This is a genomic window from Bacillus sp. MSP13, from assembly GCF_000815295.1.
GTDB classification, from domain to species: domain Bacteria; phylum Bacillota; class Bacilli; order Bacillales; family Bacillaceae; genus Bacillus; species Bacillus vallismortis.
In genome coordinates this window covers 299,644-315,029 of record NZ_JXAQ01000004.1, presented here as the reverse complement: position 1 = coordinate 315,029, position 15,386 = coordinate 299,644, and the positions used below count along the sequence as shown (strand labels likewise).

General features: G+C 47.1%; 2 protein-coding genes. Both read left to right on the top strand.

The features are described from left to right. Positions 1-8 precede the first annotated feature (8 nt). Positions 9-7,691 (top strand): non-ribosomal peptide synthetase, encoded by a 7,683-nt coding sequence (locus SC79_RS04870; protein WP_039074102.1) that lies wholly within the window; start codon positions 9-11, stop codon positions 7,689-7,691. 19 nt (positions 7,692-7,710) lie between these two features. After that, positions 7,711-15,378 (top strand): non-ribosomal peptide synthetase, encoded by a 7,668-nt coding sequence (locus SC79_RS04865; protein ID WP_039074101.1) that lies wholly within the window; start codon positions 7,711-7,713, stop codon positions 15,376-15,378. The last annotated feature ends 8 nt before the right edge of the window (positions 15,379-15,386 follow it).

Sequence of the window (15,386 nt, the reverse complement as noted above, 5' to 3'; positions counted from 1 at the left end):
TGGAATTGATGGCACAATCGGCAAAGATTCAAGATATTTATCCGTTATCGCACATGCAGGAAGGAATGCTGTTTCATTCACTCATGGATTTCAGCTCAAAAGCCTATGTTGAACAGACCTCGTTTACCATCACGGGAAATCTATGCATCGACTCGTTTCAAAAGAGCTTAAACCTTCTTGTCTCCCGCTATGATATTTTCAGAACGATTTTTATTAAAGAAGTACCAGACCTTACAGGACCGCAGCAGGTAGTCTTATCAAACCGCGAATTGACAGTGTATAAAGAAGATTTTTCTCACTTGATCGATCATGAACAGCAGTCTCTGGTCGATGAATTTATGACCAAGGATCGGGAAAAAGGATTTGATTTGCAAAAAGATTCATTAATGCGCCTTGCCCTTTTTGATAGAGGAAACAGCAAATATACGTGTGTATGGACACATCACCATATCATCATGGATGGCTGGTGTCTCGGCATTATTCTTAAAGAGTTTTTCAGCATATATGATTCACTCAGCAATAACAGGCCTGTGCAGCTTGGTAGCACGGTGCCGTACAGCCGTTATATCGAATGGCTTGGAGAACAAGATCAAGAAGAGACTGCCGCTTACTGGAGTCGATATTTGGAGGAATACGGCAATACCGCTTCTATTCCCCGGATAAAGAACCGGTCAGCCGACGCGGATTATATAGCCGCTCAGGTCCGCTTTTCTTTAGCGCCGGAAATGGTTGAGAAACTGACAGAGGCCGCCCAAAAATGGGGGGTCACATTAAATACGTTGTTTATGAGCATATGGGGCGTGCTTCTGCACCGATATAACGCAGCTGATGATGCAGTTTTTGGTTCCGTTATTTCAGGACGTCCGTCAGCGATTGACGGGATTGAATCAATGGTCGGCTTGTTTATTAATACGGTTCCAGTGCGAATTCGATCTGCGGAGGGCATGATGTTTTCTTCTCTGGTCAAAGCCGTGCAGGAGGATATTTTATCATCTGAACAGCATGGGTATTACCCGCTTTATGACATTCAAAACCATAGCCCATTGAAGCAAGGTTTGATCGATCATATTTTTGTCTTTGAAAATTATCCTATACAGCTTGATCAGGCATTACGCATGGAGAGCGAAAATGAGGAAAATGCGTTGAAGCTGGGTGATATTTCAATGTCGGAGCAAACCAATTACGACTTTAATATCGTTGTCGTTCCGGGAGAATCATTTTATATCAAATTCAGCTACAACGCAGCCGTTTACGAACAAGAGGAGATGCTGAGGATTCAGGGGCATCTAAAACAAGCGCTGGATTGCATTTTGGCGAATCCCGATATTGCCGTCAGTGACATCGGTATCGTCCCGCCGGAGGAACAAAAACTTATCCGATTGTTTAACAAAACAGAGTGTCTTTATGAGAACAAAACGACAGGTCGATTGTTCGAGGAACAAGCTCGCAAAACACCTGATGCTGCTGCATTGAAAATGGGGGATGAATGCTGGAGCTATCGCCAATTAAACATAAGAGCCAATCAAATAGCGCACGCCTTAGTAGAAAAGGGAGTTGGAGCCGGAGATATCGTGGCTGTGATAATGGGCCGATCAATGGAATTGCCTGCAGCTCTGCTTGGAATTTGGAAAGCGGGCGCCGCTTATATGCCGCTGGATCCACATTTTCCAACAGAACGTCTTTCTTTCCTGCTGAAGGACAGTCAAGCGGCTCAATTGCTGATAGAAGAAGACCTTATGCCATTCATCCCGCCGCACTATGAAGGAAATATGATAACGATAGAACATACAGAAAATCAGCAAACAGAAACTCCAGATGTTCCACTTGGCGATCTCGCCTATTTGATCTATACATCGGGAACGACAGGGCGTCCTAAAGGTGTTCTGGTTGATCATCAAGGCGTTGCCAATACATTGCAATGGAGACGGGAAGAGTATGGAATGACTGAACAGGATCTTTCCCTCCATTTATTTTCATACGTGTTTGACGGTTGTGTGACGAGCCTGTTTACCCCGCTGTTATCCGGTGCGTGCGTACTGCTGACAACGGATGACGAAGCGAAGGATGCTCTAGCCCTTAAGCGGAAAATAGCCGGTTATAAGGTCAGTCATATGATCATTGTTCCTTCCCTGTACCGGGTGTTATTGGAAGTGATGACTGCTGACGATGCAGAAAGTCTTCGGATTGTGACATTTGCGGGTGAAGCGGTTACGCATGACCTGCTTGAGATGAGTAAAAGAATTTGTCCTTCTGCAGAACTGGCAAATGAATACGGGCCCACAGAAAACAGTGTGGCAACAACCATATTGCGTCATCTGAATGCAAAAGGCCGGATCACGATTGGGCACCCGATTGCAAACACGAAAGTAGTTGTTTTACACGGAAATCAACTGCAGCCGATTGGCGCGGCGGGTGAATTGTGCATTTCCGGAACGGGGCTTGCCAGAGGATACTACAAACAGCCAGAGCTGACAGAGAAAGCATTTTCTGATCACTCATTCCTTGAAGGAGAGCGGATATACCGAACAGGTGATGCAGGCCGCTTTTTGCCGGATGGAACGATTGAATATATTGGACGTTTTGATGATCAAGTGAAAATGAGGGGTTACCGCATTGAACTGAGAGAGATAGAAACAGTACTTCGGCAGGCACCGGGGGTAAAGGAAGCGGCGGTATTGACTCGTAATGCTTCTGCTGAGGACAAGGAGCTGATTGCTTATATCGTTCCGGAAAAGGGTAATAGTTTCACTGATTTGCATCGGCATCTTGCCGGGGCATTGCCACCCTATATGATTCCCACAACTATCATGACCATCAGCCGGATGCCATTAACATCCAGCGGAAAGCTTGATCGGGCAGCCCTTCCTGAACCAGAAAGCAATGCGAGCCTCACCTTTATGCCGCCCCGAACTTTCATTGAAGCTGACCTCGCACACATTTGGGAAAATGTGCTGAATAAACAGCGAATCGGTATTCGTGATGATTTCTTTCAGCTAGGCGGACATTCCTTAAAAGCGGCCGTACTCGTATCAAGGATACATAAAAAGTTTCATGTCGAGCTGCCGCTCAGTGAGGTTTTCTCTCACCCGACAATTGAAAGCATGGCAGTCAAATTGATGAGCTTAAAAGAACATGCTTTTAATCAGATTGAGCCTGCGGATCAAAGAGATGTCTATCCGCTGTCTTACTCGCAAAAACGTATATATGCTCTTCATCAGCTGGCAGATGACAGCACAGGCTATAACATGCCTGCTGTACTTGAATTACGCGGAAATCTGGATCGCCAGCGTTTAAGGAGCGTTCTCGCAGAACTTGTGAATCGGCATGAAGCATTGCGGACTGTTTTTGTGCTTGACAGTGGAGAGCCCGTGCAGATCATTTATCCAGAGATAGCTTTTGATTTGAGAGAGCTTGAAATGGAATCAGAACAAATGCTTGAGTCTGCAATCGAATCCTTTATCAAACCGTTTGATCTTTCGTCCGGCCCTCTATTTAGAGCATGTGTGATTACAATGGGCAATAAACGCGGGTTTTTCCTCCTCGATATGCACCATATCATTGCCGACGGTGTCTCGATGAGCACGCTTGTCCAAGAGTTTACTGACTTATATTGTGGAAAGAAGCTGCCAGTTTTAAACCTGCATTATAAGGATTTTGCTGTTTGGCAGCAAGAGAAGTTTCCGAGAGAGCTATACAAAAAACAGGAGGCCTACTGGCTCAATCAGCTAGGCGGGAGTCTTCCTGTATTAGATTTACCGCTTGATAAAACAAGGCCGCGACTCCCTGATTTCAGCGGCGGAACAATCGAAGTAACCATTGATAAAGACACGGCGGACGAACTGCACCATTTAATGGCTGAAACGGGAACAACGTTGTACATGATCCTTCTGGCAGTGTATTCTATTTTGCTTTCCAAGCTAAGCGGGCAAGAGGATATTGTTGTCGGCTCGCCTGCTGCCGGAAGGCCGCACGCCGATTTGGAGGGCGTCATCGGGATGTTCGTCAATACATTAGCAATGCGCAGCCAGCCTGAGGGCCACAAAACGTTCAGCTCGTATTTGCAGGACATTCGCCGCCTGGCTCTGACGGCATATGAGCATCAGGATTATCCTTTTGAGGAGCTGGCAGATAAGCTAGATACACACCGAGAGGTAAACCGCAACCCGCTGTTCGATGCGATGCTCGTGCTTCAAAGCAGTGAAGATTTTCAGTTCGAAGTGCCAGGTTTATCGATTTCGTCTGTCACCCCAAAACATAATATATCTAAATTCGATTTGACATTACACGCTGAGGAGCATTCGGGTAAAATTCGCTGCCGTTTTGAATACAGCACTGCTCTTTTTGAAGAGGAGACCATTGCGCGGTGGGCATCCTATTTCATTGAGCTGTTAAAAAGGGGACTAGCGGATACCGGGATGAGAATTTCGGATATGCAATTGCTTCCTGCTGCAGAGCGGAATTCGCTCCTTGAAGAAATGGGACAGTATGCGGCGTTTCCGAGAGACGAAACCATTGTAAGCTTATTTGAAAAAAAAGCCGCTGAGCATCCACAGCATCTCGCAGTGGTGTGCAGCGACTCTCAGCTTACCTATCGAGAGCTGAATGAAAAAGCGGAGCGGACAGCTGCTATGCTCATCAAACAAGGAGTCAGCCCTGGAGTTATCGTCGGTTTGCTGCTCGATCGGTCAACAGATATGATCATTGCCGTTTTATCGATTCTAAAAGCTGGAGGGGCCTACTTGCCGATTGATCCTGAATATCCCCAAGAACGTATCAGCTTTATGCTTAATGACAGTAGGGCGGACCTATTGCTGACAGAGCGCGGTCAAATTAAACCTGCGGACTATAACGGTCATATATTGTATATCGATGAAGGCGAAAACGGCTCAATTCTAGATGATTTAAACATTCAAGAAACCCTAGCGGATCAGCCGGCGTACGTGATATACACATCCGGAACGACAGGCCAGCCAAAAGGTGTCGTTGTCGAGCACCGCAATGTAATCAGTCTGTTAAAGCATCAAAACCTGCCTTTTGAATTTGGCCACGAAGACGTCTGGTCGTTCTTTCATTCATACTGTTTTGATTTCTCTGTATGGGAAATGTTCGGTTCGTTATTGAACGGAAGTACACTAGTCGTGGTTTCTAAGGAAACAGCCCGTGATCCCAAGGCATTCCGATTATTGTTAAAAAAAGAACGCGTCACTGTACTCAATCAGACCCCGACAGCTTTTTACAGCCTGATGTATGAAGATCAAAACCATTCGGATCGTTTAAACATCCGATACGTCATTTTTGGCGGCGAAGCTTTACAGCCCGGCATGCTTCAAAGCTGGAATGATCAATATCCACATACTGATCTGATCAATATGTACGGTATTACAGAAACGACGGTGCATGTGACATTCAAAAAATTGTCCGCAGCTGACATTGCAAATAATAGAAGCAATATCGGGCGGCCGCTTTCAACTCTGCAGGCTTATGTAATGGATGCTTATATGAATCTGCAGCCAATCGGTGTTCCGGGGGAGCTTTATATAGGCGGTGAAGGTGTGGCACGGGGATATCTCAACAGAGATGAGCTGACCGCTGACCGTTTTATGCCCAATCCTTATCTCCCGGGGGACAGATTATACCGAACAGGAGACCTTGCGAAACGCCTGTCAAATGGCGAGCTGGAATATGTAGGCCGCATTGATGCTCAGGTTAAAGTCAGAGGGCACCGCATTGAGTTAGGTGAAATCCAAGCGGCTCTTCTTCAGCTTCCAATTGTTAAAGAGGCGGCTGTCATCACAAGACCAGGTGAGCAAGGGCAAGCAGCTATATATGCTTACATGGTAACAAAAGATCAACAGGCCGTGAACGAATCAGACGTCCGGGCTTTTCTAAAAACCAAGCTGCCTGACTTTATGCTTTCCGCCCGTTTCATACAGATTGATCGCATCCCGCTGACTGTTAACGGAAAACTCGATCAGAAAGCCCTGCCGGAACCTGAAAAAAACGCTTACCCTGCTGATGATATCAGCCCAAGAAATGAGATTGAAAAGGTGATGGCTGACATTTGGGAAGAACTTCTTGATGTGGATGAGCTGGGCGTAAGCGCCAATTTCTTTGAACTTGGCGGAGATTCTATTAAAGCGCTGCAAGCCTGTGCCAGACTGAAGCAGCGCGGATTCGAAACGACAGTACGTGAGATGTTTGAACATCAGACTCTTGGTGAACTGTCCGCTCGGGTTCGAACAGCCGTGCACGTCATTGACCAAGGCCCGGTCGAGGGCGAGATCAAATGGACACCTGTCCAGCAATGGTTTTTCTCTCAATCTCTGGAAATCCATCATTTTAACCAGTCCGTGATGCTTTACCGGAATGAACGCTTTGATGAGATTGCGCTTAGAAAGGTGCTAAAAAGCCTGTTGCTTCATCATGACGCACTGAGAATCGTCTGCCGGTATGAAGATGGCAGGTTGATACAGATGAACAGAGGGATAGATTTGCAAGATGAAGAGTTATATGCTCTTGAACTGTTTGATGTAAAGGGTAACTTAACAGAAACACGTAATACGATTAATGAAGCAGCCAGCCAGATGCAGGAGCAATTTCGTTTAGAAACCGGGCCCTTGCTTCGCGCTGGATTGTTTAGAACCGAGAATGGTGACCATTTGTTTCTGACGATTCATCACTTGGTTATTGATGCGGTTTCATGGCGCATCTTGTTCGAGGATTTTTCAACAGCTTACAAACAGGCAGTCACAGGAGAATCTATTCAACTGCCGCACAAAACAGATTCATATTTAACGTATTCACAAAGAATAGCTGACTATTCTAAAAGCCGCCAGATGCAGCGTGAAGCAGCGTTTTGGGATGAGCATGAGAACCGTCACATTGAAGTGATTCCTAAAGACAATGAAACAGCGCCTAACACATTCAAAGAAACAGAAGTGATTGATTTTGAGCTATCTCGCCATCACACTGAACGCTTGTTAACGGCTGTACATAAAGCGTACAGCACGGAGATGAATGATATCCTTCTGACAGCTTTAGGCCTTGCTTTGCAGCAATGGACGGGCTCTGACCGGTTTAAAATCAGCATGGAGGGCCATGGAAGGGAAGCATATCTTGAGGACATTGATATTAGCAGAACTGTCGGCTGGTTCACCTCGATTTATCCGATATGGCTTGATATGAGCGATTCTGAACATCAGAACAAAGATGAACGGCTGGGCCACCTCATTAAACAGACAAAAGATATGCTGCACCGTATACCGCATAAAGGCGCAGGCTACGGTGTGCTGAAATATATCAGCAAAAGATGGGGCTCTGAGACAAACAGCCCGGAAATCAGCTTTAATTATTTAGGCCAGTTTGATCAGGATATTCAATCAAAAGCCTTTGAGGTTTCTGACATCAAGCCAGAAAATGAGATCAGCCCGAACTGGGAGCGGCCTTATACACTGGATATCAGCGGCGCCGTTTCTTCGGGGATTCTGAGCATGCACATCATCTATAGCAGCCTTCAATTTGAGGAGAAAACAATCCAAACATTTGCGGGGTATTTTAAACAGACTCTGGAAAACATCATTGAGCATTGTACGGACAAAGAAAACCGAGAATGGAGCGCTTCTGATTTCACTGATGAAGATTTAACGCTTGATGAATTGAGTGAAATTATGGGAGCTGTCAACAAACTATAGGGAGAGGAGATTCACACTGATGCCGCAGCAACCCGAAATACAGGATATATATCCTTTGTCATTTATGCAGGAAGGGATGCTCTTTCACTCGCTGTATGATGAACAGTCAAGAGCTTATTTTGAACAGGCTTCTTTTACGATCCATGGACAGCTTGATTTGGACCGTTTCCAGAAAAGTATGGATGCTGTTTTTGACAGATATGAAATCTTCCGAACGGCGTTTATCTATAAAAATGTAGCCAAACCTCGTCAAGTCGTACTCAAGCATCGTCATTGCCATATTCATTTTGAAGACATTTCTCATCTCAATGAGAGAGATAAAGAACATTGTACCGAGGCATTCAAAGAGCAGGATAAATCAAAAGGCTTCGATCTCCAAACGGATGTACTGATGAGAATATCTATTTTAAAATGGGCGCCTGACCGGTATGTCTGCATCTGGAGCCATCATCATATTTTAATGGATGGCTGGTGTTTAGGCATCGTCATTAAGGATTTTCTTCACATTTATCAAGCACTGGATAAAGGCAGGCTTCCTGATATGCCTCCCGTACAGCCGTACGGGACGTATATTAAATGGCTGATGCAGCAAGATCGGGAAGAAGCGGCTGTGTATTGGAAAAAAAGGCTTCAGCATTTCGAAAAAGCTTCGCCTCTGCCAAAAAGAACAGATCAAATGCCAGATGGGACATTACAGCAGATCACATTCACCATTCCTGAAAAAGAAACCTCCGAATTACAGAAAATCGCAGCGGTTTGTGGTGCGACACTCCCCACTGTTTTCCAAGCTCTATGGGGAATCATGCTCCAGAAGTTCAATTGCTGTGATGATGCTGTGTTCGGATCAGTTATATCAGGCAGACCTTCTGAGCTAAACGATGTCGAAAACATAGTCGGACTGTTTATCAATACCATTCCTATCCGAGTCCAAAGTGATTCTCTTTCTTTTTCTGACTTAGTCAGGAGGATGCAAAGGGACATGACGGAAGCAGAAGCATATAGTTACTTCCCTTTATATGACATTCAGGCACAGAGCGCTCTTAAACAAGAGCTGATCGATCATATTATCGTCTTTGAAAATACACCTACTCAACAAGAGATTGAAGGGCTGAATCAGGCTGGATCATTTGATTTCTCCGTGGAAGATTTCGAGATGGAAGAACTCACCAACTATAGATGCAGTGTCAAAGTGATCCCAGGACGTACTTTGTACGTTCGGATTCATTTTCATACCGGCGCTCATCAACCAAATATGATGTCCGAGATAAAAGATTATGTACAGCACATGATCTCTGACGTTATATCTGATCCATCTCTGCCTGTGTCAAATATGACATTGCTAGATGAAAACAAAGCACGAGAAATGGTTTCTCAAAATAACAGGACAGTATCTGTTTCACCTGAATTCCTAACCCTTCACGGGCTGTTTGAACGACAGGCGGCAGTCACACCGGGACGGCCAGCCATACGCTTTTCCGGCGGTTCGCTGACGTACGCTGAGCTTGACAAGTATGCCAGCCGGCTGGGTGCGCGCCTCGCGGCACGCGGCGTCACGAAGGAAAGCATCGTCGGTGTCCTGTCTGAGCGGTCACCTGACATGCTGATCGCTGTCCTTGCTGTCTTGAAGGCAGGCGGGGCGTATTTGCCGCTTGACCCTTCATATCCAGAGGAGAGGCTGAGCTACATGCTGAAAGACAGCGGCGCAGCTCTCTTGCTGACTCAACCGGGATGTTCCACACCGAGCTTTTCTGGCGAAACGCTTGAAGTTGACATGACATCTCTTGCGGGCGAAAAAGCAGAAAACCTTTTGTTTCCTCCTGTTGACAGCGATTCTCTTGCTTATGTCATCTATACATCGGGCTCCACCGGGCAGCCAAAAGGAGTGGCCGTTGAGCACCGCCAAGCTGTTTCCTTTCTGACCGGCATGCAGCGCGAGTTTCCGCTTCAGGAAGATGACATTGTCATGGTGAAAACCTCTTTTTCCTTTGATGCATCTGTCTGGCAGCTGTTTTGGTGGTCGCTTTCCGGCGCTTCGGCTTATCTGCTCCCGCCCGGCTGGGAGAAAGATCCGGCATTGATCGTCAAAGCCTTTCATCAGGAACGTATTACAACGGTTCATTTTATTCCGGCTATGTTGAACAGTTTTCTCGATCAAGCGGAGATCGAAAGGCTGAGTGACGGGACAAGCCTGAAGCGTGTGTTCGCCGGAGGTGAACCGCTTGCGCCAGGCACGGCAGCCCGTTTTGCTTCTTTATTGCCGCAAGTCTCGCTGATCCATGGATACGGGCCGACAGAAGCAACGGTAGACGCGGCATTTTATGTGTTGGACCCAGAGCGGGACAGGGACCGCTTGCGGATTCCGATCGGGAAGCCCGTACCCGGCGCGCGTTTGTATGTGTTAGATCCGCATTTAGCCGTACAGCCTTGCGGTGTCGCCGGCGAACTGTACATTGCTGGCGCGGGTGTTGCCAGAGGCTATTTGAATCGGCCGGCCTTAACGGAAGAGCGCTTTCTTGAAGACCCGTTTTACCCGGGCGAACGCATGTATAAAACAGGGGATGTGGTACGCTGGCTCCCTGACGGGAATATGGAATTCCTCGGCCGGTTGGATGATCAAGTGAAAATCCGCGGCTACCGGATTGAGCCCGGAGAAATTGAAGCGGCGCTTAGAAGCATAGAAGGCATAAGGGAGGCAGCCGTGACCGTACGGACAGACAGCGGAGAGCCGGAATTATGCGCGTATATAGAAGGGCTTCGGAGAAACGAAGTGAGGGCGCAGCTTGAGAGACTGCTGCCGAGCTACATGATCCCAGCCCATATGATAGAGATGGAACAGTGGCCGATTACGCCGAGCGGAAAGCTGGATCGAAACGCCCTGCCAGCTCCTGGCGGAGCTGCAGATGAAAAGACCTACTCGGCGCCGAGAAATGTGACCGAGATGAAGCTTGCCCAGCTGTGGGAGGACGTGCTGAAAAATGGCCCTGTCGGGATTCACGACAACTTTTTTGATCGCGGAGGACATTCTCTAAAAGCAACGGCGCTTGTGTCCCGGATTGCCAAAGCATTCGATGTACAGGTGCCGCTGAAAGAGGTGTTTGCCCATCCGACGGTAGAAGGGCTGGCTTCCGTTATCCGTGAAGGAACGGACAGTCCATATGAAGCGATGAAACCGGCGGAACAGTGTGAGACCTATCCGGTTTCCTCTGCCCAAAAGCGGATTTATGTCCTTCAGCAGCTGGAGAACGGAGGAACAGGCTATAATATGCCGGCTGTGTTAGAGCTGGAAGGAAAGCTTGACCCCGAAAGGCTGGACAGGGCTTTCAAAGAGCTGATCAAGCGCCACGAGTCGCTTCGGACATCCTTCGAACAGGACGAAGGCGGCGAGCCGGTGCAGCGCATCCATGCCGAGATGCCGTTTACATTACAGACAGCCGTCCTCGGCGAACAAACCGAACAGGAAGCCGCAGCCGCGTTTATCAAACCGTTTGATCTCAGCCGAGCACCGCTGTTTCGCGCCCAAATCGTAAAGGTATCAGATGAACGGCACCTGTTGCTGGTTGATATGCACCACATCATATCAGACGGTGTTTCCGTCAACATTTTGATTCGGGAATTCGGGGAGCTGTACAACAACCGGACCCTTCCGGCGCTTCCCATTCAATACAAAGACTACGCCGTATGGCAAGAAGGGTTTAAAAAAGGGAACGCGTACCAGACGCAGGAGACGTACTGGCTGAAGCAGCTCGAGGGCGAGCTGCCGGTGCTGGATCTCCCGGCTGATCATACCCGCCCGCCGGTGCGGAGCTTTGCGGGGGACAAGGTCTCGTTTACGCTTGATCAAGAAACTGCATCAGGCCTTCATAAGCTGGCACGGGAGAATGGAAGCACACTGTACATGGTGCTTCTGGCAGCTTACACAGCGTTATTGTCACGCTTGAGCGGACAGGAAGAAATCATCGTCGGCTCGCCAATTGCCGGCCGGCCGCACAAGGATCTTGAGCCGATACTCGGCATGTTTGTGAACACGCTGGCGCTTCGGGCACGCCCGGAGGGCGGGAAGCCGTTTGTGCAGTATTTGCAGGAAGTGCGCGCCACTGCATTGGAGGCCTATGAGCATCAGGATTATCCGTTCGAAGAGCTTGTCGACAAGCTGCAATTAACGCGAGATATGAGCCGGAATCCGCTGTTTGACGTGATGTTTGTTCTTCAAAATATGGACCAGGAATCGATACGGCTAGATGAACTTCGTCTCAAACCTGCAGCAAACAATGGGCATCAAACGTCAAAATTTGATTTAACCCTCTATGCTCACGAACAGCCCCGCGGTTTGCTGACGTTCCAAATGGAATTTAGTACGGACTTATATAAGAAAAAAACGATAGAAAAGTGGCTTCACTATTTCATCAATATGTTACTCTCCATCATCCAAGACAACAAAGCCGCTCTCGGATCATTAAATATACTGAATGAGGATGAGACCCATTACCTTATCCATGAACTGAATCGTACAAAAATAGAATATCCAAGAAATGAAACCATCAGCAGGCTCTTTGAAGTCCAGGCTGAACAAACGCCTAATGCCGTAGCAATTGTCAGCGATACACAAGTGTTAACTTACGCGGACCTGAACAGACGGGCAAATCAAATCGCTTCTGTTCTACAGAGAAAGGGAGTCGGGCCTGAGAGTGTTGTAGCCTTGTTGACAGGACGAACACCGGAACTCATAGCCGGAATGCTGGGTATTCTGAAAGCCGGAGGAGCCTATTTGCCTATCGCTTCTGATCTGCCTGTTGAGCGAATAGCTTACATCCTGTCAGACAGCGGAGCGACATTCCTTCTTCAATCTGAAAAAGTCGACAAACGGCTATTAGACATTGAATGTGAACAAATCATAATCGAAGACATTCAAAAGCAAGGAGAAACAAATAACATTGAATCTTCAGCAGGGCCGCATTCGCTCGCTTATACCATTTATACCTCTGGATCAACCGGTAAACCAAAGGGTGTCATGATTGAGCAGCGAAGTGTCATTCGCCTTGTTAAAAACAGCAATTATATTGCATTTACACCTGCAGACCGTCTTCTCATGACATCATCTATCGGTTTTGATGGTACGACATTTGAAATATTTGGACCGCTGCTAAATGGGGCAGCTTTGCATCTGTCCGAGAAACAGGCATTTCTCGATCCCCATCAGCTTAAGAGATACATAGAACATCACGGGATCACAACGATGTGGCTGACATCTTCTCTATTCAATCATTTGACAGAGCAAAATGAGACAACATTTTCACAGCTGAACCATCTGATTATAGGCGGAGAAGCTTTGTCGGTGAGCCACATCAATCGAATTAAAAATGTCTGCCCGGAAGTTTCGATATGGAACGGATATGGGCCAACCGAAAATACAACTTTTTCGACGTGCTTTCACATTCAAAAAACATATGAACTTTCTATTCCAATCGGGCGACCGATTGGTCATTCCACCGCTTATATCTTAAATAAATGGGGAATGCTGCAGCCGATCGGAGCTGTTGGCGAACTTTGTGTCGGCGGAGATGGCGTCGCCAGAGGATATTTGGGCCGTCCTGATTTAACGAGAGAGAAATTTATCCCAAATCCATTTGCGTCTGGCGATCGACTGTACCGCACAGGTGATCTGGCGCGCTGGCTTCCCGATGGCACAATTGAGTACGTTGGCCGTATTGATGATCAAGTAAAAGTCAGAGGCTACCGAGTGGAGCTGGGTGAGATCGAATCAGCACTTCGCAAAATAGACGCAGTCAAAGAAGCAGCTGTGTTGGCACGTACAGGCCAAACGGGGAGCAAAGAGCTGTTTGGCTACATCAGTGTGAAAGCAGGCACGAATGCTGAACAAGTGCGCTCTCTTCTCGCGCGTTCACTGCCAAATTATATGATTCCGGCGTACATCATTGAAATGGATACACTTCCGCTCACATCAAACGGCAAATTGAACCGGAAAGCACTGCCTGAACCAGATGTTGCATCTAAACAAACGTACGTCCCGCCTCGCAATGACCTTGAAGAGCAGCTGGCGTTGATCTGGCAGGAGGTTCTCGGCATCCAGAGGATCGGAATAGAGGATTCATTTTTTGAATTGGGCGGAGATTCAATCAAAGCGCTTCAAGTTTCCGCACGCCTTGGACGCCATGGGCTAAGCCTGCAGGTAAGTGATTTATTCCGTCATCCTAAGATAAAGGACCTATCACGATGTATTCGTAAGACAGAAAGAATCATCGAACAAGGGCCCATTCAGGGAAATGTTCCATGGACACCTGTTCAGCGATGGTTTCTTTCACAAGAGATTGAAGAACGACATCATTTCAATCAGTCTGTCATGCTTTTCCACTCTGGTCGTTTGTCTGAAGACGCTCTTAGAGCATCCTTAAAAAAACTTGCGGAACATCATGATGCGCTTCGGATGGTTTATCGTAACGATGACGGGCAATGGATACAAATCAATCAAGGCATTCATGAATCACAACTATACAGTTTAAGAATAACTGATCTTTCACAGTCAGAAAGCGGTTGGGAAACCCAAATCAAACGAGAAATTGAAGATCTTCAGCAAAGCATCAATTTGCAGGAAGGACCGTTGCTACATGCCGCTTGGTTTCAAACAGTGACCGGAGATTACTTGTTCATTGCGATCCATCATCTTGTCGTTGACGGTGTGTCATGGCGGATTTTGCTGGAGGATTTGTCAGCCGGATACCAACAAGCGTCTTCAGGCCAGGCGATCCAGCTTCCGCCTAAAACTGATTCTTATCTGGAATACGCAAGACGGCTACAGGACTATGCCCAAAGCAGCAAGCTGATTCGCGAGGAGGCGTATTGGCGAAGTATAGAGGAACAGCAAGCTGCGGAACTGCCATATGAACTGCCGCATCATGAGAACAAGGACTTCAGCAGGAGGGACACGGTAAGCTTTTCACTCACTGAAGCAAATACCGCCACCTTGCTGCAAAACGTCAACCACGCCTATGGTACAGATACACAAGATATTCTGTTAACCGCGGCATCTTTGGCGATTCGTGAGTGGACAGGCGGAAACAAAATCCGCATTGCACTGGAAGGACACGGGAGAGAACACGTGTTGCCGGAGTTCGATATCAACAGGACGGTTGGCTGGTTTACATCTATATACCCAGCTCTCATAAGCTTTGAACATCATGGGGATGAGCTTGGAACCGCAGTAAAAACCGTTAAAGATACACTGGGCCGGATACCAAACAAAGGGGTGGGTTACGGTATGCTGAAATACGTCACACACCCTGAAAACAAAAGCATTACGTTTTCAAAAACATCCGAAATCAGTTTCAACTATTTAGGCCAGTTTAACGACATAGAAAGACAAGATAACTTCCGTCCATCAAGCCTTGGAAGCGGAAAGGACATCACTCACACATGGAAACGTGAACAAATCATCGAGATGAGTGCAATGGCAGCAGGGAACAAGCTTCATTTCAATCTCAGTTATCCGCCAACACGCTTTCATAGGAACACGATGAAGAAGCTCATCAACAGGATCGAACACTTTTTGCTGGACATCATGACACACTGCGCTGGTAAACAAAATACAGAAAAAACACTGAGCGATTTTAGCAGCGAATCATTAACGGCAGAGGATTTGGACAGTATATCCAGCTTGGTGGAAGAATTGTAGAAAATCGT